Raw genomic sequence first — 24,034 nt, forward strand, 5'->3', positions numbered from 1 at the left:
CCCCTACTCCCCTACTCCCCTACTGCCCTCCTCAAATCCCCAATCACCGCCCTCCCATCATTCCGCCGCCATGCCAGATGGATCGACACGCTGCGCTTGAACCATGGTAGGTCGCGGAAGACGATGCCGGGCGGCGCTGTGGAGCGCAGGCTTTCCTGTACCGTCGCCAGGCCCAGCCCGGCGCTGACAAGGCCAAGCGAGGTCAAGGGATCGGCGGTCTCATAGGCGATATCGGGCATGAAACCGGATTCGGCGCAGGCCGCCAGGAATTGCGCGCGGTTGGTGTCGCCGGGCTGGCGCACGACTGTGATCCAAACGCGGCCGTTGAGATGGCCGGGCGCGATGTCGGCGACATCGGCGAGCGGATCGCCTTCCGGGATTGCAAGCACCAGCGGTTCGCGCCGCACCAGTATGCTCTCGATATCCGGATCGCCTTGCGGCGCCGGCGCATAGACGAAACCGAGGTCGAGGACGCGCTGCCTCAGATCTTCGAACTGCGCCGCCGTCCGCCGGCTGCGCAACTGCAGATGAAAATCCGGCCGCGCACGGCGAAAATCCCGCAGCATGTCCGCGACCAGTCCGGAATGCACCGCGCCCTCGACATAGCCGATGGCGAGGCTGCCTGTGGCGCCGCTGGCAAGGTTGCGGCCGAGCTCTTCCAGCCGCGCCGCATTGGCAAGCAGCGTGCGGGCTTCGGCAAGGAAGGCCCTGCCCTCGGCGTTGAGATGGACGCGCTGCTTCGCCCGCTCGAACAAGGCGACGCCCAGCTGCTCCTCGAGTTGCATGATCTGCCGGCTCAAGGGCGATTGCGAGATGTGCAACTGCTCGGCGGCGCGGCCGACATTGCCGGCCTCGGCGACGGCGACGAAATATCGTACCTGGCGCAAGTCGAGCATCTTCACCTCCAAGGTCAGTCCTGAGAAGTCTCAACTGTATCCTAATCAGTCTTGGACAGTCTAATCATATGGCGCGATAGCTTCCAGCATCAACCAGCCATGAAAGGAGATCGCCATGCAGTTCTTTGCCCTGCTCACCCGCAACACCCAGAAGTTCGGCGACGCCGATTTCGCGCCGCTGCTGCCGCCCGAATCCGAGCAGCGCAAGACGCTCTACGTCCAAGGCGCCGTGCGCCAGATCTGGAACCGGGGCGACGTTCCCGGCAGCGGCATGATGTTCGAGGCGGCAGACGAACAGGAGGTGCGCGGCCACCTTGCCACGCTGCCGCTGATCGAGGCCGGCATGATGGACATCGCGGCGATCGTGCCGCTCAACCCTTATCCGGGCTTTGGACCGAAGCGGTGAAGCAGCTGCGGCGGCCCATTTGGCAGCGCCTACCCGCAACCGAAAAGACGACTGAAAATACCCGGGCGCGCGCCGCTGTAGCGCTCGGGCAGAGGGCGGATGAGCAGGAACTGTTCGTGGCCCTCGACGGTCTCGGTACCGCGATAGCTGCATTGCAGCGACCTTGCCAGCGGAACGATTTCCTTCAGCACGGAGCCGAAACCCTCGCCGTCGATCGGCACGTCCTTCGCCATCCTGAGCTCGCGCGAGACTATCTCCAGACTCAAGAAGCGGTAGCCGCGCTTTTCAAGCTCGGCGCGCAGCTTCGCCAGAGAAGGCTCGGCGCCCCAGAACTCGAAGCGTGTCGGCCGGATGCGGGCATCCGCGGCGATTTCCAGCCGGAGGTTGCCTATCGCCTCGGCGGGAAGGATGAGCGGCGCCAGCGCGGCAAGCGAATGCCGTTCCAGCGTGAGCGGAAAGGCCAGCGCCTCGGCGGCCTTGCCAGCTATCTGTTCGAAACCGGCGATATCTTCGGTCGTAAAATAGAAATCGCGGCCGCCCTCGCCATGCTGTTCGGCGATATAACAGGCTGGGCAGTTTGCGGCAGCCAGATCCTGGCAAAGCTTTTCGAGGAAAGCGTAGTTTCGCTGCGATCCATTGGGCGTCAGCAGAGTGTCACGCGCCGTCAACTCGTCTGCGCGCGGCGTGGGCTTCAGGCGCAGGATCGGCAGCGAGGCGGCGGCCCGCAACAGCGCCATGTTCACCCGCGTATGGATGAAGAGCTCGCCGCCATCGGGGCGGTAGCGTACCAGCGCGCGATGCGGTTCCGCCTCGCGGATGACCTCTTCCGTCTCATCGTCCGAGACCTGTTCGCCGGTGACCGGAAATTGAAGCAAAGTCATGCGATCGCCCCAAATCGCGTTGATCGAGCCATCCTGCCAGTTTGTTGCGACCTAGCCTAGATGCCTCACGGCCAGGCGTCCTGCATCGCATTCATCGACAACCAGGCCATCGCGGGCAGCGCGACGAGCAGCGCCAGCCGCGTCCCCGCCAACCTTGCGTGGTCGGCTTCACGCCGCTGAAGTCGGCGCCAGATCTGGAATGCCGCGGCGAGAATGAGCAGCGCATAAAAGCCGGCGCAGGGCCAGCCGCAGCCTTGCGGAATGCGCCTCAGCGCCTCGGGCTATGCTTGCGGGACAGCACGGATAGCGTTCCGCGGGCCAACGGACCGCCAGCCGAAGCCTAGCGGCGATCCGGCAGCAACCGCAGGACAAAGCCGACTATGAGACCGAGGACGAAGCCCAGCGGGCCGGTGATGAAGATGCCGAGCAGCGGACCCTGGTTTGCCTCCGGCGTGAAGATGACCGGGCCGACGAAGCCGCCGAGAAAGCCGATCACACCCAGGATTGCACCCCATTTAAGCATCGTTCCCCCATAAGCCTGCCGACGACCGCAAGCAATTCTCGCGTGAAATCAAGCCAAGTATTAGCTCCATCTCAGTCAACTGCACAGGGATGGGCGCCTTACGCGGATGCGCAAGCAATCCCGGGACAGTTTATGACATATCCCCCACGATGATAGGCCACGCCATACCGCACCGACTAATTGCCAATGCGGCACAGCCCGCTTGTTAGTCCGATTTATCAGATGAATCGGTTGAATGGAGCCGGGCTTTGCTGCTAGCTGTGAGAGGAAGAATTCCGCCCCCCCTGCTCGGCAACATTTTGCCGCTCGCCGAGGCCCGCAAGGTCGAGCTGGCCAGCGACAAATCGCAATCGATGAAGGTGCAAATTGCGCTCGACTGATTATCTCGGCCGTCTCTTCGGCCTCGAAGGCCGGCATGCCTTCGTCACCGGCGCCAGCCGCGGGCTGGGGCTCGCTTTCGCGGAGGCGTTGGCTGCCGCGGGCGCACGCGTCACCATCGGCGGCCGCAAGGCCAACGAACTGAAGGCCGCCGGCGACCGTTTGCGCGCCGAAGGCTACACGGTGGCGGAGGCGGTTATCGATGTCACCGACACGCAGTCGGTCGACGCGGCGATCGCGGCGAGCGAAGCCGGCACCGCGCCGATCGACATCTTGGTCAACAATGCCGGCATCCAGCGCCGCGCGCCGCTCGAGACGTTTTCCGACGCCGACTGGGACGCGCTGATGGCGACCAATCTCGACGGCGTGTTCAAGGTCAGCCGCGCGACCGTCAAAGGGATGATTGCGCGCGGCAAGGGTGTGATCATCAACGTGTCGTCGGTGCAGAGCGCGCTCGCCCGGCCCTCGATCGCGCCTTACGCGGCAAGCAAGGGCGCTATCACCATGCTGACCAAGTCGATGGCCGGCGAATGGGGCCAGCATGGCGTGCGCGTCAACGCCATCGCGCCCGGCTATTTCAAGACCGAGCTCAACGCCGCGCTGGTCGCCGACGAGAAATTCTCCACCTGGCTCGCCGGCCGCACCCCGATGCGGCGCTGGGGCGATGTCGAAGAGTTGGCGGGCGCGGCGGTGTTCCTGGCGTCGGATGCGGCAAGCTTCGTGACGGGACAGACGCTGCTGGTGGATGGCGGGATCACCAGCGTGTTGTGAAAGCAGGCAGAAGCGATTGCATCGAGCAGATATTACGCTGCAGCCAGTCGCCGCATCTCTTCCTCGAATTCGAAGCAGAGCTGCGCGCCTTCCTCCTGCGGCAACCAAAGGACCATCTGCGGCACGATCTTGCGATAGAGACGAACACTGTCCGCATCCCAAGGTAGCGAGTCAGCCGCTCGCGCTTCCGCGATCAGCTTGTGCAGCCTTGTGCGGACGCGATCGGGATCGCCCTGGTAGTAGACGGGTGGCGCGTCTTGATCGAAGAGCTCGGGCTCATCGCTGCCGAAAAGATCGAGCTGGTGTCTGCTGGCCATGGGTGTACCGGGTACGATTCGTACCTGCACTATGGCGTAACCAAATTGGTTACACGATGGCGCCAACCAGGCTTATCCCCGTTTTCCTGACATCCCGCTGTCAGTTATCCGCTTCGCCTTCGCCGAGCGCCGCCTTCAAATGATCGGCCTTGATCAGTTCGGCCTTCAAGATGCGTTCCATCAAATCGGCCTGCGCCGGCTCCAGCGCAATCAAGCGGCCGAGAACATTGAGGAGGTCGATCAGATCGGTCGTGTATTCGGCCAGCCAATGATCCGGTTGGATCGAATCGAGCTGCGACGGAGGCCGTTTGTCGCCGATCTGCGGGCGCGAGCGGTCCAGCCGGCGATAGCTGAACCAATGCCAAACGACCTTCTTGCCCGAAACTTCGTAGTTCCACATCTCCGGCGAGACATTGTCGATGAAGCCCTTGCCGACATGAAGCCGGCGCTGAGCAGCATCATACTCCATCGTGTCGGGCAACGGCTCCGGTGCGCCCGGAATGCCGCCGTCTTCCGGAATGAAGGGACGCAGGTCTTCCGGCATACGGGGTGGGCTTTTCGGCCGTCCAGCTTCCATGTCCGCAAAGCGCTCGCCATAACAATGCAGCCAGATCACCTCACGGCCAAGTGCCGCAGCTTCAGCGAACAGCATAGGGTCCGCAGTGAGAGGAACGCGCAGGCCAGGCTGCACCAAATCGGGTTGGAAGCGCACCGTGAAGGCCGGATGCGAAAGCACTGCAGCCAGATAGCCCATGACGTCCTCAGAGATATGGGGTGGCCATATACATCGGCTAGCGCGCCAAGCAGTTTTGGCAAGATGTTCGGGGTCTTTGCCGCTGCGTCGCGCCAAAGAGGATGTGCGCGCCCCCCACGTCCGTTGAAGTGGTCAAGATCGGGAATAAATCCCGTGAAAGTAATCGAGGGCCCGGATTTCGGGGCGACCCGCTCGAGTGCCGTTAAATAGACCTGTCTCGGTGAATAGTTATCCCACAACGAGGGATTTGGCCGATTGATAAGCCGATTATCAGGAATGATCCATTGGCGATCGAACGAGCGAAATCCATAGCGGGTTGGCGCAATCGCCGGAAGTTTATCCTTTCCGACGGCGATCAAACGACATTCATGGCCTGCCAATCCGTTCTGCGCCTGCTTTGAAACGGTCTTGTCGCCGCCTTGATGCGGATGAAACAGTTCCTCCTGCTTATTTGGATCCTTGTCGGAGGTAAGCTTTGTCCAGCGTCGCTTGAGTGACTGTCTATCTGGTGCAATGATCCAGGTTCGACCTGGCATGACGCCTGACCCATCATAGTCGAAGAAGGACTTTAGCTCCGGAAATGTCGCCCAATCGCCGCTGGCCGCGGGGAAAAAAGGGGCACGCCATGCGGACGCACAGTCCTGCCACGCCCCTGAGCCCAGTGTCAGCTTTTCCAATGCCGCGAACTTATCTTCGCGCGACCCTTTCGGCAGCGCACGGAAGCGCACTCTCGCGGGAGTGTCCTTGCTCTTTCCGAGTGTCTTGGCCGCGAGCACGATGCAGACCGGTTGCTGCACCCCCTGGAAAATGCGCGTCCTGACCTCAGGCTGGTGTCCGTCCGGAGAGCAGTCGATCACCCATATGTCCGAACAGGTGCGCCGAAGATCGTCGCGCATGCGTTCGAACCCGGGGCCGTTCAGAAAACCGGCAACCGTGATGAAACAGACGATGCCTTCCTCATCCTTGTCGGGAAAGCCAGTCGCAGCATAATTCCCGGTGCCGAATACCTTCCAGGTCGCCCAGCGCCAAAAATAAATATAGAGGTTTTTCAAGTGCTTCGCGTGCGCACCGACGCCCCATTCGCGCGGCGCGGCCCACCAATCCATCGGGGCCTTGAGCTTTCCCCCCGAGCCGGCCTCGATCCAGCCGCCGCGCCCCTTCGCCTTTTCCTTGTAAGGGGGATTGCCGAGGACAACCGTGATCTTCTGTTCTTTCTTCACCGTGTTGGCGTCACGCCGCGATTTGGCGATGGCGCCGCCCTGCATCAGCGTTTCTTCCTCGACGTAGGGATTGCCGAGCGTATTGGTGATGAAGAGTTTCATGTCCGGCAATTTTAGCGCCTCGCCGGGCTTCGGCTTGATAAGGGCTTGCATTTCGGCGACGAGCCGAAGCTGAGCCACCGCGAACGGGCCAAACTGCAATTCGAAGCCAACCAGTCGCTTCGCCGCCCCCTCGATGGCATTTGCGACCGCACCGGGACCCTGGTCGCCCGAGATGGTCGCGGCGATCTTGCGCAAGACACCGAGCAGAAAAGTACCCGTTCCCATCGCGGGATCGGCCAGTGTGACATCGGCGGATGCAAGTCCGGCCGGGCGCTCGAAAAGCGGCCCTCGCAGTGCCTCATCCACCAATCCGGCCATAGCATCGACGACTTCCGGCGGCGTGTAGTATGAGCCGGTTTGCTTCCTCAGCTTGTTATCGTAGACGCCAAGGAAATCCTCGTAAAAATAGAGCCATGCTTCTGGTTTATCCTTGCTGATCGTGTGCCAATTCACCTTGTCCAGCACACGTGTCAGCGTCGACAGAGAGGTCTGGAGAGCCTTCTGATTGGCGTCATCATCGGTCAGCATGCCGAGCGCTGTGCCTATGAGGGAGTTCGTCTTTCTGAGCTCGTGGGCCGCTTGATGGATACCGGCAGCGAGCGGAATATCGAGCGCCCTGGCAATCAACAAGCCGAAGGTCACGGCCTGTGCGTAGCCATCAGCGAATTGTTGATCATCCGCCTCGGGGAAAAGCAATTTGCGCCAGTCCTGCTTGAGGGCGGTCAGCCCTTCGCTGTTGCGGGCAAGTTGCTCAATCACCTCGTCGCGCAGGAGACGACAGAGGCGGGCACTAATCTCCGCGAGTCGTTTTGCATTTGGCGGGGGCACCGGTGCCCAGGTCAGAAAATCGAGCAACAACGGTAGCAAGCCGTCCGGCGGAGTGAGTTTTGAGCCGGCGGTTTCGAGATCGCCTTCCAAAGCGGCAATCTTGCCCACAAGCGCACCATCACGCCACAAGCTGAAAGCGCTGCCATCCGTGTAGAGAAGGTTCGGCAGAGATTTCAGCTTGTTCCACTGATCCTTGTCGTGCGGATCGGCGAAATGCCGTGGGTCGGCTCCCTTGCCCGGAGCCTTGACCTCGATAAATCCCACCAGAGCGTGGTGAACGGTGACCGCGAAGTCCGGGCGTGTCTTGATGTCGGCAAGACTGGTCTCGCCGACCAAATGGACTGAGCCGGCCGCCAGCCCGCCGATTTCACCCAGTTCGCGAACGAGCACTTCAAGCGGCGCGCGAAGCTGGTCCTCGGGTTGTCCCCCGATCGCCGGATTTGAAAGCTTCGGCTTAAGTGACGCGCCATAGGCCGATACGGCATCAGCCAAGGTCTTTACAGTCAACAGCCCCCTCCACCCCACTGGTTCAGCGCGATTTGAATCGCGTGAATTATCTATTGCGGGCGAAGCTTATTGAAACGCTTGCGTATTTGCAGGTGTTTTCTTTTCCGCCGATCGCTGCTGCTTACACAGCGAAAGATGTCCCAGGCCAGCAAGCGGGCTGAACGCCCAGCGCGGCGGCAGGTTCCCTCAGACCGGCAGGCTGGTAGCGCCCGGCGCGGTTCCGGCTTCGGGCTCTAAAGCGTTGGCTGCCCTGCCCTTCATCATCGCAATCAGCACCCTGTCCATCGACAGCCCGCCCGCGCCGCTGAGCGCCAGGATGAACATGCCGCCGGCAATGGCGAGGTCCTTCTCGAAATGCAGCAATTCGTTCTGGCTGGCGAAGTTGGTGTGAAAGAGGCCGGCCGTCATCAGGCAGAACAGGCCGAGCCCGATCGCGCCCAGCCGCGCCAGGATGCCGAGCGCCACCGATAGGCCGGCGCCGAGCTGCAACGCGATGGTGGCCAAAAGCAGCGGCGTGCCGACGCCGAGCGCGGTCATCGCCTTCTCAGCGCCCTCGAAATGCGTCGCCAGTTCCAGGCCCTCATGCACGAAGATCAGCGACAGCAGCAGCCGGCCGGCAAGCAGGACGACGTCGCTGGCGTGAAGTTTTTCGGCGAGTTCGATCGGTGTCATGGTCGGCTCCAGTCTTTGGAAACAGCCAATTTGGAAAATGGGCGGTCGCCCGTGTCCACGCAGGTGCGCTCGGGGTTGAAAGGTCGGAGCCGGCGCGAGGGAGAGGAACGCCGGCTCCGGTTTTCGGGCGCTACCGCCGTGGCGCCCAAAAATCGGTGCCTATGGGGGCTAGGTCGGTGCCAGGCCCCCTCTCCGGCCGCTTCGCGGCCACCTCTCCCCCACGTTGTGGGGGCGAGGTACAGGCTGAGCTACTTCGTCACCTTGGTGGCGATCGCCTGCTTGAGGTCGGCAAGCTCCTCGCAGCCGGCCGGGCAGAGCTTTTGCAGCGAGGCGAGCTGCTGGTTGGCCTTGGCCATGTCGCCGGTCTCGACATAGAGCTCGCCCAGATATTCATGCGCGGCCTTGTGATCGGGCTGAAGCTCCAGCGCCTTGGTGTAGTAGGTGAGCGAGGTCTGGTAGTCGCCGGTCTTGCGCAGCGTGAAGCCGAGCAGGTTGTAGACGTCGGCCTGCTGGGTGTCCTGCGCGAGGTCGCGCAGGTCGGCAAGCGCGCCCTTGTAGTCCTTGGCCTCGATCTTGGCTTTCACCGCCGTCAGGTCCGGCGCGTCGGCGCCTTCGATGTCGTCCACGGCATAGGCCGGAACGGCGATGGCGATCGGGGCCGCCGTCAAGACCGCAATGGTACCGAGCACCGCGAAAAGTGCGTGTTTCATTGTAGTTGTCACTTTCTGTTCAGGATCCGATTCAGATCTGGGTTGGGGTGAAAGCGTAGGCATTGCCGTCCTTGACGAAGCTGCCTGTGCCGGGGAACGGAAAGTGCGAGCCGCAGATGCGGACGTTGTCGGCGATCACCTGGTCGACGATCTTGTGGCGCGTGGCGATCGCCATCGGCCCGTCCTGGTCGTAGGCGCCCTGCCATTCGGGATGCGGGGCGAGCAGCGCCGGCACGTACATGGTGTCGGCCGAGACGAGGAACTGCTCGGAGCCGGCATCGACATGGTAGACGGAATGGCCGGGCGTGTGGCCGGGCGCCGCCATGATGCGGATGCCGGGCACCGCTTCAGTGCCGTCGTCGACCAGCTTCCAGTTCTTCCATTTCGGGAAGTTCTCGGCGATGCGCTTGCCCGCGGGCTTGCGGCCCTCGGGCAGCTTGGCCAGCCGGCTCGGATCGGTCCACCAATTATACTCGGCGGCGTTGACGATCAGCTCGGCATTCGGGAACACCGGATCGTTGGTGCCCTTTTCCATCAGACCCCAGACATGGTCCGGATGGAAATGCGAGATCAGAACAGTGTCGATCGCCTTGTAGTCGATGCCGGCCGCCTTCATGTTGGCCGGCAGATGCGTGGCGTTGGCCTGCCATTGGCCGACGCCGGAGCCGGCGTCCATCATGATGGTGCGGCCGTTCATCTTGAGCACCACGACGGTGAGCGGGATCGGCATGAATTCCGTGGTCAGCCCCGCCTTGGCGAGTGCCGCCTTGGTGTCGTCGACCGACACGTCCTTGATGAAGGCCGGGTCGTGCGGCTTGCGCCAGATGCCATCATAGACCGCGGTGACTTCGAGCGGGCCGACCTTGTATTTGTAGAAGCCGACCAGCGGCTCGACCGGGGTTTCGGCGTGAGCCGCGGGCGCGAATTCCAGCTTGCCGGCAATGCCGAAGGCGGCAGCGGCGGCGGCGGACCCCAGCACCATGCGACGTGTCATGTTGAACATCGGAAATCTCCTCTAATGGCTGCGGGTTGTTTCAGGTTTCATGCGGTATGCGAGAATGGCGGAGGGCCCGGTGCTGCCCTCCGCCCAGACTGCGGAAACCGGCGCCGACCGGTTCGACTGAAGACCGGCCGGCGCCGAGGAGATCAGGACTTCTGGTTTCCGACCCGGCGAGGCGTGCCTTCCCCGCCGCGATCAGAACCCTTCGCCCCGAGCTCCGGAGCGAGGACCTTTCGGTCCGGCTGGGATCAGAACCCTGCGGTTCTGACTCCTGGGCGAGGACCTTTCGGTCCCGCCTGGGATCGGGACCTGTGGTCCCGACTCCTGCTTAGTGACCCCAAATGCCCTGGCCGGGCTCTTCCGCAGTAATCCTGGCTGCCGGCTTCATGGCGTGGCGGGCCATTTCGGGCCTCGCGATGGAGCCGGTGGTGGTGGTGTCGACGACGGCAGCCTGCTGGCCGCCATTCGTCCAGGAGAAGTGGTCGCTGCCGGCAAAGGCGCTGCCGGTGGCAACCAGGATGGCGACTGCGGCAAAGGCGGTTCTGTTCATTTGCGTATTCCTTCCGGGTTGGTTGATGCGTGCCTTGGGAGGATGGCCTCGCTACAGCCAAGACCCCGAGGGCCCCGGCTTTATTCCCGGGGGCGGAAAGAATTTTTTGGAGGCAACGGAAGATCGCGATTTTTGCGCGATGAACGGCCCAGTCAGCCGGCGTTAATCATGGCTCGAGTTTGTTGGCTCAAGGCAAGGCTCCAGGCCGCGAATGGCGCAACTTGAGGCGGGCATGGAAGTTCTAATTTAAGCACTTTCCTTTAACTCCGATCGATGGCGCGTCGTCCTCCGATCGACAGAGCGTCGCCCAGGAAAGCTATTCGGGTTGAATTGACCGCGACAAGTTTCAACATCGGCCGTATCAGGCGGGCCGTTCTCTCTTCCGCCAACGTGCCGGCGGCGATTGCCTTCGTCGTGCTCATGATCTGCGCGATCTTCGTCGACCAGCAGAACAAAACGGTTTCCGATCAACTCACGCGCGCCGACGTCCTCTACAAGGTCAATATCATCCGCGCCAAGCTGGAAGGAAACGTCAACGGCAATCTCCAGCTGGTTCAGGGCCTCGTCTCGGCCATCGTCACCGAGCCCTATATGGGGCAGCAGAGATTTGCCTCGCTGGCTGCCAATCTCTTCAAGCAGAAATCGCAGCTGCGCAACATTGGCGGCGCGCCCGATCTCGTCATTTCGCTGATGTATCCGATGGAGGGCAACGAGAAGGCGATCGGGCTCGACTACCGCAAGAACGAGGCGCAACGCTTGGCGGCGCTTAGGGCGCGCGACCAGCGCATATCGGTGCTTGCCGGTCCCGTCGACCTCAGGCAGGGTGGGCGCGCCTTCATCGGCCGGATCCCTGTCTTCGTGCCGACAGCGGGGGGCGGCGATCGCTTCTGGGGCCTTGTCTCGGCGGCTATCGACATCGATCGGCTCTACGCCGCAAGCGGCCTCACCGACCCCGGTCTCGACATAGATGTGGCGCTTATCGGCAAGGATGCGCTTGGCGGTGGCGGCCAGCGCTTCTTCGGTGGCGCCGACATCGTCAAGAACAATCCGGTGACGGCAGAAGTGCAGCTGCCGTTCGGTTCCTGGCAGATATCGGCAGTCCCCAAGGGCGGCTGGCCGGCCGTGCCGAAGAACGAGCGGGTCTTGCAGGCGCTCATGGCGCTTGCCGCTGTGCTGGTGGTGCTGCCCATCCTGGTGGCCGGACGGCTGTTCGGCGAAAGGCAGAAAAACTATGCCGAATTGAGGCGCCTGTCCGGGAGGCTGGAACTGGCTCTGGAGGCTTCGGGCATCGGCGTGTGGGAGCAAGACCTCGTCACCGACGAGCTGCTGTGGGACGATCGCGTCAATGAGATCTACAGCAAGCCCGCCGATGGGAAGCCGCGCGGCTATGATGACTGGGCACTGGTGATCCACCCCGAGGATATCGCGCGGGCACAGCGCGAGTTCGACCTTGCCGTGGCTGCAAAAGGTCCCTACTCGTCGCAGTATCGACTGCTTCGCCCAGACGGCACCGTCCGCCATGTGCGGGCGCGTGCAAGCTACTTCCAGGACAGCGACGGCACGCCGAAGATGGTCGGGGCCGAATGGGACGTGACCAGCGACGTTCTGCTCAACGAGAATCTGGTGCGTGAACGGCAATTGTCGGAATCGAAGAATGCCGAACTCAAGGCAGCCAAGGCACGCATCGAGCATGTGGCGCTGCACGATTCGCTAACAGGCCTGCCCAATCGCCGTTACCTCGACGAGATGCTGGCCAATTCGCCCGAGGATCGCACTGCGCTGCTGCATCTCGACCTTGACCGCTTCAAGCACATCAACGACACGCTCGGCCATGCGGCGGGCGACGCCATGCTCATGTATGCCTCGAAGGTCATCAAAGCCAACGTCCGGGCAGGCGACTTCGTGGCGCGCATCGGCGGAGACGAGTTCGTTGTGGTGTGCCAGGGGCGCGATGACAATGAACTCGCCGCGCTAGCGGACCGTATCATCGAAGAAATGCGCCAGCCCGTCGACTATAAAGGCCACCAATGCCGGTTCGGGGTCAGCATCGGGATTGCGGCGCTTAGCGGCGTCGATGCAAAGCAGCTGCTGGTCAACGCCGATCTCGCGCTCTATCGAGCCAAAAGCCGCGGTCGCAATCGTTATGAGTTCTTCAATGAAGAGCTGCAGAGCGAGATCGTCAGGACCAAGCAGACCGCGGACGAGATCCTGGGCGGGCTGGAGCGCAACGAGTTCATCGCCTACTACCAACCACAGTTCGATGCCAAGACCCTCGAGATCGTCGGCGTCGAGGCGCTGGCGCGCTGGCGCCATCCACGACGCGGCATCCTCGCCCCCGACATCTTCCTCAAAGTGGCCGAGGAATTGAATGTGGTCTCGCTGATCGACCGCACGATCCTCGAACAAACGCTGGAGAATTTCCAGTGCTGGTCGCGCGACGGTCTCAACATCCCGCGCTTTTCCGTCAACGTCTCGGCACGAAGGCTGGAGGACAAAGACCTGATCAACGGCCTGCGCAAGCTGCCGATCAAGGAGGGAACCGTCTCATTCGAGCTCGTGGAATCGATTTTCCTGGACGAAAATGACGAGCTTGTCACTTGGAACATCGAGCACATCAAGGAACTCGGGATCGACATCGAGATCGACGATTTCGGCACGGGCCATGCATCCGTCGTCAGCCTGCTCAAACTGCAACCGAGCCGTCTCAAGATCGACCGGCAGCTCGTCACGCCGATAACCGGTTCGGCGGCGCAGCGGCGGCTGGTGTCGTCAATCATCGAAATCGGCAAATCGCTCGGCATCGGCGTTGTGGCGGAAGGCGTCGAGACGATGGAACATGCGCGCATCCTGAAGGACCTCGGCTGCGACATCCTGCAAGGCTACGCATTCGGGCGCCCGATGGACGCAAAATCCTTCAGGACCTTCGCCATATCGCGCAAATGGCTGGCCACGGCATAGCGGACGATGCGAGCTGCCGTTGACAGCACCGCCGCCGCGCGGGGTGTTCAGCAAACGAGCAAACGATAGGACAGCCCTGTCGAGAGTGACAGCAGCTGCAGTCATCAAACTGTCACACCAGGCGGCAACCTCCATGGTAGGTTTGCCGTGGCCGTCCCCGCGACCCCTGACCGCATCAAGAGCCGGCGAAGCCGCCATGAACATCGCCCTCCCCGCCGAAGGCACCGACCTCTCGCCCTATTTGCCGGACGAGCACGGGCTGTTCTTCATCTACCATTTCAAGGCCGACGGCAGCCGCACCAAGGATCCAGCGGAGGCGCATTGGAGCTGGCGCAGCTACCAGATCACCGACATGCGCGCCCGCCAGGAGATCGGCGCCGAGCAGGCCCTGCCGGCGCCGGTGCGCGATGCCTTCCTGTCGCCCAGCCATGGCTGGCAGATCGATTTCGAGGACGACTTCCTTTATGGCGACCTGCCCGACCTCAGGCACGATTTCGCCGAGGCGCGCGGGCTCACGCATTTCCGCTTCGCTTTCAACGACAGGATGCTGGTCGGCGCCCGCAAGCAGCCGCTGGAATCGGTCGACAAGATCCGCAAGCTGGTGGAGAGCGGCACGCGAAAATTCCGCACGCCGGCCGAGCTGATCGAGGCGGTGATGGGCCAGTCGCTCGACGGCATGGCGGCCGAGCTCGACAAGATGGGCGACACGCTCGACGGCATCGAGGACCGCATCGTGTGCGATGCATGGCACAATGAGCGCCAGGCGCTGGTCGACGCGCGCCGGCAGCTGGTGCTGATCCACCGGCAGATGGCGACGCTCACCAGCCTCTTCCGCCATCTCGACCATTCGCATCGCAACGAACTGCCCGACCCCATCAACGACATGGCGACCCGGCTTTCGCACCGGGCGCACACGCTGCATCACGACGGCGAGCAGTTACAGGCGCGCACGCGCCTGTTGCAGGACGAGCTGATGGCGAAGCTGACCGAGCAGTCGAACCAGCTGCTCTATGTCCTCTCCGTCATGACGGCGGTGCTGTTGCCGATGACCATCATCTCCGGGCTGTTCGGCATGAATGTCGGCGGATTGCCGCTGGTCGGCACGCCTCTGGGATTCTGGGTGGTGACGGCGATCTCGGTCGTCATCGCCGGCATCATCTATATGTTCGTGCGACGGCTGGGGCGCGTGTAGCGCTTCAGGCGGTCGCCCGCAAATCCTCGACGATCGCGCCGGCGGCCTGGACTTCGGCCTCGTGGCCAGGCTCGCGCCACGTCTCGGCAAGTCCGGCCACGTACCATTCGCGCATGGCCGGCAGGTCAAGCAGCTGTTGCGGGTAGGCAGCTGCCGCGCCTTCGAAAGTCAGGCCGTAGGACTGTGCCCTGAACGCGATGGGGGCGAAGAAGGCATCGACGGCACCGAAACGGTCGCCGGCCAGGAAAGGTCCGCCGAAACGCGCAAGGCCGTCGTTCCACAAATCTCCCATGCGGAAGATGTCGTGCTTGAGCGCGCCGGACATCGGCAATGGCTCGACGCGGACGCCGCAGCTCATCGGGCAGTCATTGCGCATCGCGGTGAAGCTCGAATGCATCTCGGCGGCGGCCGAGCGCGCCCAGGCACGCGCTTTTGCGTCCTCCGGCCAGACGCCCTGGTGGCGTTCGGCCAGGTATTCGACGATCGAGAGCGAATCCCAGACTGCCCAGCCGTCATCGACCAGGCAGGGCACCCGGCCATTTGGTGAGAACTGCCGGTAGAGATCGAAACTCGGTCCGCTCGGGAACGGCGTCAGCCGCTCCTCGAAGGGAATGTCGAGGACGCGCATCAGCAACCACGGCCGCAGCGACCAGGACGAATAGTTCTTGTTGCCGATATGCAGAACGTACATCAGGACCCTGCCCTGTTTGATGCAATCCTAGACGGAAAACTGTCTCGAACTTTCCCTGGAAGTTACTTTATCGCGGGCGCCGGCGAGCGAAGCTCACGGCCCCTGAACATCGACCAGCTATACATCGCCAGCGCCGTCCAGATCAGTGCGAAGGCGATCGCCTGCGTGGTGCCGAACGGCTCATCGAAAATCAGCACGGCGATCAGGAACACCATGGTCGGCGCGACATATTGCATGATGCCGATGGTGGACAGGCGCAGCAGCCTGGCGCCGAAGGCAAAGAGCAGCAGCGGCACCGCGGTGACGGGACCACAGCCGATCAGCAATGCGGTGTCGGCACCGGTGCTGGAGATGAAATGATCCTGGCCGGTGGCGATCAGGTAGACGATGTAGCAAAGCGCCGGCACCGAAAGCAAAAGCACTTCGAGCAGGAAGCCCTGGCTCGGGCCGATCGGCAGCGTCTTGCGGAAGAAGCCGTAGGCGGCGAAGGAGAAGGCGAGCGCCAGCGACACCCAGGGCAATTTGCCGGCCTCGATGGTGAGCACTGCCACCGCGACCGTGGCGAGCGCCACCGCGGCGATCTGCAGCCGGTCGAGCCGCTCGCCGAGCAGCACGGCGCCGACGACGACGCTGACCAGCGGGTTGATGTAATAGCCGAGCGCCGTCTCGACGGTGCGGTCGACCGCGATCGCCCAGACATAGATGCCCCAGTTGATCGAGATCAGCACCGCCGTCAGCGCTGCCATGGCAAGGCTTTTCGGCGAGCGGATCGCCGCCTTGAAGTCGGCGGTGCGGCCGGCCCAGATGAGCACCGCCGCGGCGATCGGCACCGACCAGACGACGCGGTTGGCGATCACCTCGGCAAGCGGCAGATGCGCCACCGCTTTCATGTAGAACGGCAAGAGCCCCCAAAGGAAATAGGCGCCAAGCGCCAGGAGGAAGCCGCGGCGGGCCTTGGCATCCTGATCGAGATCGGCTGTAGCGGTGACCATGGCCTAACGCTATGGCCCAGCGGAGCGGCCAAGACCATCCTAAAATTATGATGGATCAACGGACTTTTGGTGATGGTTCAAACGGTTCACAGGTCCTCGCCCCACGCAGTGGGCTACGGCATGCACACATTTCCAAGCGGCTGGTCTTTGGCGATAGCCTGCTTGTCAGCTTGGCGCATGCATTGTCTTATGTAGCGCAGGTCGACCCCCACTCCGTCTCGGCTTCGCCGAGCCACCTCTCCCCCGATCGACGGGGGAGAGGAAAGGCGCCAAGCCTTTTGCCGTCAATGCTTGTCCAGCAAGGCTCCCTTCCTTTCCCTCCGGAGGGGGGAAAGGTGGCGCTGCGAAGCAGCGACGGATTGGGGGAACCAAGTGGCAATCAAGCCTCAGGTCGATCAGTCACGCCAGTCACAGAAGATGTGTGCATAGCGTAGCCGCCTTCGCGGGGGCGAGGAAAGGCGGTCTACTCCGCCGCCACCAGTCCCGCCATCTCGCGGTTCTTCATCAGCTTGTAGACGATCGAATCCATCAGCGCCTGGAAGGAGGCGTCGATGATGTTTTCCGACACGCCGACCGTCCACCAGCGGGCGCCGGTGGAATCGTGCGATTCAATCAGAACGCGAGTGATGGCCTCGGTGCCGCCGTTGAGGATGCGCACCTTGAAGTCGGCGAGCTCGAGATCGGCGATCTCGTTCTGATACTTGCCTAAATCCTTGCGCAGCGCGATGTCGAGCGCGTTGACCGGGCCGTGGCCTTCGGCGACCGACATTTTCTCCTCGCCGTCGACCTCGACCTTCACGATCGCCTCTGAGACGGTCTTCAGATTGCCGTTGGCGTCGAAGCGGCGCTCGACCATGCAGCGGAAGGAGGTGACGTTGAAGAACTCCGGCAGGCCATGCAGCATTTTTCGCGCAAGCAGCTCGAATGAGGCATCGGCGCCCTCATAGGCATAGCCTTCCGCCTCGCGCTCCTTGACCACCGCGATCAGGGAGTCGAGCCGGTGATCGTCCTTGGGCACGTCGATGCCGCGCCGCTTCAATTCGGCCAGGAAATTGGCCTTGCCGCCCTGGTCGGAGACCATGACGCGGCGGCGGTTGCCAACGGCTTCCGGCGGCACATGCTCATAGGTCGCCGGCTCCTTGGCCAGAGCCGAGGCATGGATGCCGGCCTTGGTGGCGAAGGCGGAGGAGCCGACATAGGGCGCCTGCGCTTCCGGTGCGCGGTTGAGCAATTCGTCGAAGGCGCGGGAGAGCCTGGAGATTCCGATCAGATTCTCGGCCGAAATGCCGGTTTCGAAACGATCGGCGAAGGCGGGCTTCAGCGAAAGCGTCGGGATGATGGAGATAAGATTGGCGTTGCCGCAGCGCTCGCCGATGCCGTTCAGCGTGCCCTGGATCTGGCGCACGCCGACCTCGACGGCGGCGAGTGAATTCGCCACCGCCTGACCGGTATCGTCATGGGCATGGATGCCGAGATGATCGCCCGGGATGCCGTGCGCGATCACCTTGCCGACGATTTCGCGCACTTCCGAAGGCTGCGTGCCGCCATTGGTGTCGCACAGCACCACCCAGCGCGCGCCGGCGTCATAGGCGGTTTTGGCGCAGGCCAGCGCGTAGTCGGGATTGGCCTTGAAACCGTCGAAGAAATGCTCGCAGTCGACCATCGCCTCCTTGGCCGAAGCGACCGCCGCCTCGACCGAGGCCTTGATCGATTCCAGATTCTCCTCGTTGGTGCAGCCGAGCGCGACGCGCACATGATAGTCCCAGCTCTTGGCGACGAAGCAGATGGCGTCCGACTTCGACTGCACCAGCGCCGCCAGCCCCGGGTCGTTGGAAGCCGAGACCCCTGCCCGCTTGGTCATGCCGAAGGCGACGAATTTCGCGCTCTCAGTCCGTTTCTTCTGGAAGAACGTCGTGTCGGTCGGGTTGGCGCCCGGATAGCCGCCCTCGACATAGTCGATGCCGAAGTCGTCGAGCAGCTTGGCGATCGCGATCTTGTCCTCGACGGAAAAGTCGATGCCCGGCGTCTGCTGGCCGTCGCGGAGGGTCGTGTCGAAGAGGTAAAGGCGTTGCTTAGTCATGGCTGTAGCTCGAAAGGCTGCGATCCTTCACCGTGGAGAGCGACGTGCATCACTATTTCCCCGCGAACCGATCCGTCGCCCGGATCAGCCGGTCCAGGATCCCGGGCTCCGAATAGGCGTGGCCTGCCCCCTCGATGAGGTGGAAATCGGCCTTCGGCCAGGCCTTGTGCAGCGCCCAGGCATATTTCGCCGGGCATGGCATGTCATAGCGGCCGTGGACGATGGTGCCGGGGATGTCCTTCAGCTTCCAGGCGTCGCGCAGCAGCTGTCCCTCCTCCAGCCAGCCGGCATGGACGAAATAGTGGTTCTCAATACGGGCGAAGGCGATCGCGTAGTCGTCCTGGGCGAACGGGTCGCTGGTCTCGGGCTCGGGAAGCAGCGTGATCGTCTCGCCTTCCCAGATGCTCCAGGCACGGGCGGCCTGAACTTGAGCCTTGCGGTCGGAGCCGACCAGCCGCTTGCGATAGGCGGCCATCATGTCGCCGCGCTCGGCCTCGGGGATCGGCGCCAGGAAGCGCTCCCATTTGTCGGGGAACATCTCGGAGACGCCGAACTGATAATACCATTCGAGCTCGGCGCGGGTCAGCGTGTAGATGCCGCGCACCACGAGCTCGCTGACACGCTCGGGATGCGTCTCGGCATAGGCGAGCGCCAGCGTCGAACCCCAGGAGCCGCCGAACACCAACCATTTGTCGAAGCCGGCCATCTCGCGCAGGCGCTCGATATCGGCGACGAGATGCCAGGTGGTGTTGGCCTCCAGGCAGGCGTTGGGCGTCGACTTGCCGCAGCCGCGCTGGTCGAACAGGATGACGTCGTAGAGTTTCGGGTCGAACAGGCGCCGGTGTTTCGGCGAGATGGTGCCGCCCGGACCGCCATGCAGGAACACCGCGGGCTTGCCGCCCTTGGTGCCGCAGCGCTCCCAATAGACGGTGTGACCGTCGCCGACGTCGAGCATGCCGGACTCGAACGGCTCGATCTCGGGGTAGAGCGTACGCAAGGAACCGCTGTGGATCGTCATAGTTTCAAGCCCTGCTGCGGCCAGTTGACCGTCTCGTGGTCGGGATGCTGGAAGGAGATGATCTGCTCCTGCCGCCGATAGAAATCGGGGTCGTCAAGGATCGGCGCCTCGAAGATCTTTTCCACCCAGGGCAGGCGAACGGCGTAATTCACCTGGATCTGCGGCGCGAGGTCAGAGCGGTCGTCGAAAGCGCCGATGGCGATCTCCAGCGCGCCGGGCTGGCGGTAGGTCAGCGGCGTGCCGCAGCGGGCGCAGAAGCCGCGGTCGATATTGACCGAGGACTGGAAATAGCTCGGCTCCTCATGGGTCCATTCGACGCCGTCCTTCGGCACCGCCACCAGCGCGCCGAAGAAATTGCCGAACTGTTTCTGGCACATGCGGCAATGGCAGATGGACGGGCGCCCAAGGCTGCCGTGGACGCGGAAACGCACGGCGCCGCACTGGCATCCGCCTGTTCGAACTTGGTCGGTCATGGTCTTTCCTCCGGCGGCCATTGCTCGGTGTCGTGATCGGGATGCTGATAGGAGACGAGCTCGGCCAGATAAGGCGCAGACGCGATATCGGCCATCGTGTCCTCGGACGGCAGTTTGGGGATGCCGTCGACATAAGGAAGCTTTGCTTCGACGCCCCACTGGATGGTGGGCGCGATACCGGTCGGATCATCGAAGGCAGCGATCGCCAGTGCTGTGCCATCCGGCGCCTCGAAAGTCAGCGGCGTTCCGCATTCGGCGCAGAAGCCGCGCCAGGCGGCGTTGGACGAGCGGAAGCGCTTCGGCTCGCCGCGCGTCCAGTCGAGCGTCGCTCCGCGCACCGAGACCAGCGGCAGATAGAAATTGCCGCTCGCCTTCTGGCACATGCGGCAATGGCAGACCGAGGCGTCGCCCAGCGCGCCCTCGACGCGGAAGCGCACGGCGCCGCACTGGCAGCCGCCTGTATAGACCGGCCGGTTGTCGAGGCTCATCGCTCACTCCTGGTCATCGGCTTACTCCGCATCATGGCAGACCGCCTCGACATTGTTGCCGTCGGGATCGAAGACGAAGGCGCCGTAATAGTTGGGGTGGTAGTGCGGCCTCAGGCCCGGCCCACCATTGTCCTTGCCGCCAGCGGCAAGCGCTGCCGCATGGAAGGCATCGACCTCGGCGCGGCTGCGCGCGGTGAAGGCGACATGCTGGGTGGATTTGGGCTTGTCCGTGCTGTCGCTCAGCCAGAACACCGGCCGGTCGCGGCCATAACCGCCAACCTTGGCGCCGCCGGTATATTGGTCAGGCACCATGTAGAGCAGCGAAGCCCCCAGCGGCGCCATCGCCTTGTCGTAGAAAGCCTTCGAAGCGTCAAAATCGGACACGGTGATGCCGAGATGATCGATCATATGACGAGCTCCTCCCTTGGTGGCGCATCGGCCAGGCCGGCCACGATGACGATGTGCTGGCAGGCGTTGTCGATATCGCGGATCACGTCGTCATTCCAGAAGCGCGGCAGACGGCTCCTAACAGTCGAAATCAGCGCTCTACGGCGCCCCCCTCTGTCCTGCCGGACATCTCCCCCACAAGGGGGGAGATCAGACTTCACGCCGGCTTTCGCCAATAGCCCACGCCGCAGGATTGAGCGAGGCGCCAAAGCTGCCAATCTCCCCCCCTGTGGGGGAGATGTCCGGCAGGACAGCGGGGGGCGCTGTCCCGCCAACCTCTCTATGCCTGACCTGACAAAAGCCACCCTCACCGCTTGATCTCCCAGGTCGTCACGCGCTCGCCGGTGACGGGGTCCTTGCCGTCTTTCAGTTGCACGCCCTGCGCCAACAGTTCTTCGCGGATGCGGTCGGCTTCGGCCCAGTTCTTGTCGGCAATGAACTTCAGGCGATCGGCGATCGCCTTGGCGATCGCTTCCTCATCCACCTTGGCCGCGCCCGTATCGAAGCCGAGGAAGGCCAGCGCTGCCTTTAGCGAAGCGGCTGCGCCATTCCCGACCTCGCCGCCGGCATCGACCGCCTCGCCGGCGAGCTGCGTCAGCCGCTGGAAGGCGGTGTAGGTGGCGAGATCGTCGGAGAGCGCTTCCACCACCTCGGCCGGCAATTCTTTTGCCGCCACAGGCGCGAGGTCGGCGGCGCGTTTCCATTTGCGCAACGTGTTCTCGGCTTCCTCAAGCTTGCGCACGGAGAAGTCGATCGGCTCGCGGTAATGCGTCATCAGCATCGCCAGCCTGAGCACCTCGCCCGGCCAGGCGCGGCCGCCGAAAGTGTCGGTCTCCAGCAGCTCATGGATCGAGAAAAAATTGCCGAGGCTCTTCGACATCTTCTGGCCTTCGACCTGCAGGAAGCCGTTGTGCATCCACACATTGGCCATGACCTTGGTGCCGTGGGCGCAGCGCGACTGGGCAATCTCGTTCTCGTGGTGCGGGAAGATCAGGTCCAAGCCGCCGCCATGGATGTCGAAGACCTCGCCAAGATAGGCGGCCGACATGGCCGAGCATTCGATGTGCCAGCCGGGCCGGCCCCTGCCCCACGGGCTCTCCCAGCCGGGCTCTTCGGGGCTCGACAGTTTCCACAGCACGAAATCGCCGGGGTTCTTCTTGTGCGCGTCGACAGCGATGCGCGCGCCGGCCTGCTGCTCGTCGAGATTGCGCTTCGACAATTCGCCATAGTCCGGCATCGAGGCGGTGTCGAACAGCACCTCGCCTGCGGCGACATAGGCGTGGCCGCGCTCGATCAGCTGCCGGATCAGCGAGAGCATGTCGGCCTTACCGTCGGCACGCGGCGCGACAAACTCGGTGGCGCGCGGCTCGTAGGTCGGCTCAAGGCAGCCGAGCGCCGCGACATCCTTGTGGTACTGGCCGGCGGTCTTTTCGGTGACCTTGCGGATCGCGTCATTGAGCGACAGCTTTCCGGCCGCGATGTCGCCGCCGAAGTCGCGCAGCGCCCTGGCATTTATCTTGTCGTCGACATCCGTGATGTTGCGCACATACGTGACGTGGCTTTCGCCGTAGAGATGGCGCAACAGACGGAAGAGCACGTCGAAGACGATCGCCGGACGCGCATTGCCGATATGGGCAAAGTCGTAGACGGTGGGGCCGCAGACATACATGCGCACATTGTGCGGATCGATCGGAACGAAAAGTTCCTTCGCCCGCGTCAGCGTGTTGTAGAGGCTGAGGCCCTTCGATGCGTCCGACATGCGGTCCCGGTCCTTAATCTGGGTTCACTGGAACCAGCTCTGCGCCATCGGCGCAAATCAGGCTCCAGCCTGCTGGCCGGGGCGTTTTTCCGATCTGGGGAAAGATAAGGCGAAAACGTCCGGACCAGCGCGAGGCTAGCCAATAATGCAAATGCCACAAATGGCGAAAGACGTTTTCATGGGCGGCTTTATCGCGCCGGCGGGTGTTGCCGTCAAGTCGCTCCGCTCAGGAAAGATGTCGTTGGATCACAGGTAAAGACAGGCCGAAACATTTTATTAAACATGTCGGCACAGTGATGAAACATTCGCCGGCTAGACCGCCAGAAGTCACGATTTGGTCGGAATCGACCGCCAAACGCTGAACACGAAACGGTTACCAGGGAGAGAATCATGGCTCGCGCCAAGCAGGAACAAGACCGACAAACGCAGCCGGCTCTCGCCAGCCACTACCGCGCGATCGGCCCGGCGGCCATCGTCGCAGCGCTTCTTCACACCGCGAAGAAGAAGAAGCCGACGCAGAAGATCGTCTCGCCGCGCGCGGCCTGACAAGAACGACCGGCACGGTCCCGACCATGGGAAGCCGGCGATGAGGGCGCAAGCAAGCGCCCTGGAGATGAAGGTCCCAAAGCAGCCTCTCGAGGCGAGCAGCCTTCGCTAAAAGAGCGTCATCTGGTTTTCGTCAGCGCCGGGCTTCTGGCGCCTGACCTTCTCGGCCTGTGGCCCGACGACGCCCCGTTCCTGAATCTCCGGCCCGGTGTTGGCGACCATGTTGACCAGGTCTGAAACCGGAATCGCCTCGAAGAAATCGGGCTCGGCGGGCTTCAACAGGTCGAGCACGTCGCGCGGCTCCTGCGTGCGGCAATCGAGCCAGCGGGCGAAGTCGCGTTCCTCGATCACCACGGGCATGCGGTCATGGATATGGGCGATGCCCGTATTGGCCCCGGTCGTGAGGATCGCGCCGGTGTCCATCTCCGAGCCGCCTGGTTCTGCATAGGTCTCGATCAGCCCGGCGAAGGCAATCACCTCACCTCGCTTCGGCCGGATCCAGTAAGGCTGGCCCTTTTTGCCGCCCGACTGCTGCCATTCGTAAAAGCCGGAGGCCGGCACCAGAGCGCGGCGGTGGCGCATGGCGGTTTTGAACGAAGCCTTTTGCAACACGCCTTCGGAGCGGGCGTTGATGAGCAGCGGAAACGCCTTAGTGTCCTCGACCCAGGTGGGAATCAGGCCCCAGCGCACCAGCATCGCCTGGCGGTCCGGCAAGTTCGAGCCCGACTCCCGCGGCGGCCCGGCAAGCGCCATAAGCACCGGCTGCGTCGGCGCGATGTTGTAGCGCGCCGGAAATTCCTCCAACTCGGCCAGACCGAGCAAGGCGGCGGTCTGGTCCGGCGTGGCGGTCAGGGCAAAGCGTCCACACATGGATC

24 protein-coding genes and 1 pseudogene are annotated in these 24,034 nt (G+C 63.1%); 5 read left to right on the forward strand and 20 right to left on the reverse strand.

Features of this window, described 5'->3' with window-relative positions:
• Positions 1-11 precede the first annotated feature (11 nt).
• Positions 12-896, reverse strand: a complete 885-nt coding sequence (locus FJ419_RS25500) for a LysR substrate-binding domain-containing protein (RefSeq protein ID WP_140699718.1) — start codon at positions 894-896, stop codon at positions 12-14.
• 115 nt (positions 897-1,011) lie between these two features.
• Here FJ419_RS25500 and FJ419_RS25505 point away from each other — a divergent pair, with 115 nt between their 5' ends.
• On the forward strand, positions 1,012-1,302 hold the full coding sequence (locus tag FJ419_RS25505) for a muconolactone Delta-isomerase family protein (RefSeq protein ID WP_140699721.1): 291 nt from the start codon (positions 1,012-1,014) through the stop codon (positions 1,300-1,302).
• Between the two features lie 29 nt (positions 1,303-1,331).
• On the opposite strand, the gene FJ419_RS25510 is transcribed toward FJ419_RS25505, so the two are convergent.
• Together FJ419_RS25510 and FJ419_RS25515 are read right to left on the reverse strand one after the other, a co-directional pair.
• Positions 1,332-2,183: a hypothetical protein gene (locus tag FJ419_RS25510; protein WP_140699724.1), complete on the reverse strand. Its 852-nt coding sequence runs from the start codon at positions 2,181-2,183 to the stop codon at positions 1,332-1,334.
• Between the two features lie 340 nt (positions 2,184-2,523).
• Positions 2,524-2,706: a hypothetical protein gene (locus FJ419_RS25515; RefSeq protein WP_140636372.1), complete on the reverse strand. Its 183-nt coding sequence runs from the start codon at positions 2,704-2,706 to the stop codon at positions 2,524-2,526.
• A 366-nt stretch (positions 2,707-3,072) separates the two neighbouring features.
• Here FJ419_RS25515 and FJ419_RS25520 point away from each other — a divergent pair, with 366 nt between their 5' ends.
• Complete coding sequence (locus FJ419_RS25520) at positions 3,073-3,855, forward strand: glucose 1-dehydrogenase (RefSeq protein WP_140699727.1); 783 nt, start codon at positions 3,073-3,075, stop codon at positions 3,853-3,855.
• A 32-nt stretch (positions 3,856-3,887) separates the two neighbouring features.
• On the opposite strand, the gene FJ419_RS25525 is transcribed toward FJ419_RS25520, so the two are convergent.
• From FJ419_RS25525 to FJ419_RS25550, 7 genes are all read right to left on the reverse strand, one after another.
• A complete protein-coding gene (locus FJ419_RS25525) occupies positions 3,888-4,172 on the reverse strand; it encodes a hypothetical protein (RefSeq protein WP_140699730.1) in 285 nt (94 codons plus the stop codon).
• Between the two features lie 100 nt (positions 4,173-4,272).
• A complete protein-coding gene (locus FJ419_RS31485) occupies positions 4,273-4,884 on the reverse strand; it encodes a type ISP restriction/modification enzyme (protein ID WP_281405836.1) in 612 nt (203 codons plus the stop codon).
• Positions 4,785-7,583 carry a type ISP restriction/modification enzyme gene (locus FJ419_RS31490; RefSeq protein WP_281405835.1) on the reverse strand — a complete coding sequence of 933 codons (2,799 nt, stop codon included), beginning with the start codon at positions 7,581-7,583 and terminating at the stop codon, positions 4,785-4,787. Before FJ419_RS31490 ends, FJ419_RS31485 begins: the two co-directional genes overlap by 100 nt.
• 186 nt (positions 7,584-7,769) lie before the next feature.
• The gene (locus FJ419_RS25535) at positions 7,770-8,255 is read right to left on the reverse strand and encodes a DoxX family protein (RefSeq protein ID WP_140699732.1); all 486 of its coding nucleotides are present in this window, start codon (positions 8,253-8,255) and stop codon (positions 7,770-7,772) included.
• A 248-nt stretch (positions 8,256-8,503) separates the two neighbouring features.
• Positions 8,504-8,965, reverse strand: coding sequence for a tetratricopeptide repeat protein (locus FJ419_RS25540; RefSeq protein WP_140699735.1), 462 nt, complete (start codon positions 8,963-8,965; stop codon positions 8,504-8,506).
• A gap of 31 nt (positions 8,966-8,996) precedes the next feature.
• A complete protein-coding gene (locus tag FJ419_RS25545) occupies positions 8,997-9,968 on the reverse strand; it encodes an MBL fold metallo-hydrolase (protein ID WP_140699738.1) in 972 nt (323 codons plus the stop codon).
• A gap of 325 nt (positions 9,969-10,293) precedes the next feature.
• Positions 10,294-10,515, reverse strand: a complete 222-nt coding sequence (locus FJ419_RS25550) for a DUF680 domain-containing protein (RefSeq protein ID WP_140699741.1) — start codon at positions 10,513-10,515, stop codon at positions 10,294-10,296.
• A gap of 420 nt (positions 10,516-10,935) precedes the next feature.
• Between FJ419_RS25550 and FJ419_RS25555 the strand changes: the two genes are divergently transcribed.
• Both FJ419_RS25555 and FJ419_RS25560 read left to right on the forward strand, forming a co-directional pair.
• Positions 10,936-13,473, forward strand: coding sequence for an EAL domain-containing protein (locus tag FJ419_RS25555; protein ID WP_246679390.1), 2,538 nt, complete (start codon positions 10,936-10,938; stop codon positions 13,471-13,473).
• A gap of 196 nt (positions 13,474-13,669) precedes the next feature.
• Positions 13,670-14,665 (forward strand): transporter, encoded by a 996-nt coding sequence (locus tag FJ419_RS25560; protein WP_140699747.1) that lies wholly within the window; start codon positions 13,670-13,672, stop codon positions 14,663-14,665.
• Between the two features lie 4 nt (positions 14,666-14,669).
• On the opposite strand, the gene FJ419_RS25565 is transcribed toward FJ419_RS25560, so the two are convergent.
• The 9 genes and pseudogenes from FJ419_RS25565 to cysS all read right to left on the reverse strand — a co-directional run bounded on the left by FJ419_RS25565 (position 14,670) and on the right by cysS (position 22,613).
• The gene (locus FJ419_RS25565) at positions 14,670-15,356 is read right to left on the reverse strand and encodes a glutathione S-transferase family protein (protein ID WP_140699750.1); all 687 of its coding nucleotides are present in this window, start codon (positions 15,354-15,356) and stop codon (positions 14,670-14,672) included.
• A 62-nt stretch (positions 15,357-15,418) separates the two neighbouring features.
• Positions 15,419-16,348, reverse strand: coding sequence for an EamA family transporter RarD (gene rarD, locus FJ419_RS25570; protein WP_140699753.1), 930 nt, complete (start codon positions 16,346-16,348; stop codon positions 15,419-15,421).
• Between the two features lie 463 nt (positions 16,349-16,811).
• Positions 16,812-18,428: a citramalate synthase gene (gene cimA / locus FJ419_RS25575; RefSeq protein ID WP_140699756.1), complete on the reverse strand. Its 1,617-nt coding sequence runs from the start codon at positions 18,426-18,428 to the stop codon at positions 16,812-16,814.
• Positions 18,429-18,480: 52 nt separating this feature from the next.
• Complete coding sequence (gene pip, locus FJ419_RS25580) at positions 18,481-19,446, reverse strand: prolyl aminopeptidase (protein WP_140699759.1); 966 nt, start codon at positions 19,444-19,446, stop codon at positions 18,481-18,483.
• Positions 19,443-19,919, reverse strand: a complete 477-nt coding sequence (locus tag FJ419_RS25585; RefSeq protein ID WP_140699763.1) for a GFA family protein — start codon at positions 19,917-19,919, stop codon at positions 19,443-19,445. The genes pip and FJ419_RS25585 overlap by 4 nt, the downstream gene beginning before the upstream one ends.
• The gene (locus FJ419_RS25590) at positions 19,916-20,407 is read right to left on the reverse strand and encodes a GFA family protein (protein WP_140699766.1); all 492 of its coding nucleotides are present in this window, start codon (positions 20,405-20,407) and stop codon (positions 19,916-19,918) included. Before FJ419_RS25590 ends, FJ419_RS25585 begins: the two co-directional genes overlap by 4 nt.
• A gap of 21 nt (positions 20,408-20,428) precedes the next feature.
• Positions 20,429-20,815 carry a VOC family protein gene (locus FJ419_RS25595; protein ID WP_140699769.1) on the reverse strand — a complete coding sequence of 129 codons (387 nt, stop codon included), beginning with the start codon at positions 20,813-20,815 and terminating at the stop codon, positions 20,429-20,431.
• Positions 20,812-20,925: pseudogene (locus FJ419_RS25600) on the reverse strand (endonuclease domain-containing protein); the annotation flags it as partial. The pseudogene FJ419_RS25600 and the gene FJ419_RS25595, both read right to left, overlap by 4 nt.
• Before the next feature lie 236 nt (positions 20,926-21,161).
• Complete coding sequence (gene cysS / locus FJ419_RS25610) at positions 21,162-22,613, reverse strand: cysteine--tRNA ligase (protein ID WP_140699773.1); 1,452 nt, start codon at positions 22,611-22,613, stop codon at positions 21,162-21,164.
• 390 nt (positions 22,614-23,003) lie between these two features.
• On the opposite strand from cysS, the gene FJ419_RS25615 reads away from it, so the two are divergent.
• The gene (locus FJ419_RS25615; protein WP_140699776.1) at positions 23,004-23,159 is read left to right on the forward strand and encodes a hypothetical protein; all 156 of its coding nucleotides are present in this window, start codon (positions 23,004-23,006) and stop codon (positions 23,157-23,159) included.
• Positions 23,160-23,267: 108 nt separating this feature from the next.
• Here the strand turns inward: FJ419_RS25615 and FJ419_RS25620 are convergent, their stop codons facing one another.
• Complete coding sequence (locus tag FJ419_RS25620) at positions 23,268-24,029, reverse strand: SOS response-associated peptidase (RefSeq protein ID WP_140699779.1); 762 nt, start codon at positions 24,027-24,029, stop codon at positions 23,268-23,270.
• Positions 24,030-24,034: the final 5 nt, after the last annotated feature.

It is taken from the genome of Mesorhizobium sp. B2-6-2, assembly GCF_006440615.1.
GTDB lineage: Bacteria > Pseudomonadota > Alphaproteobacteria > Rhizobiales > Rhizobiaceae > Mesorhizobium.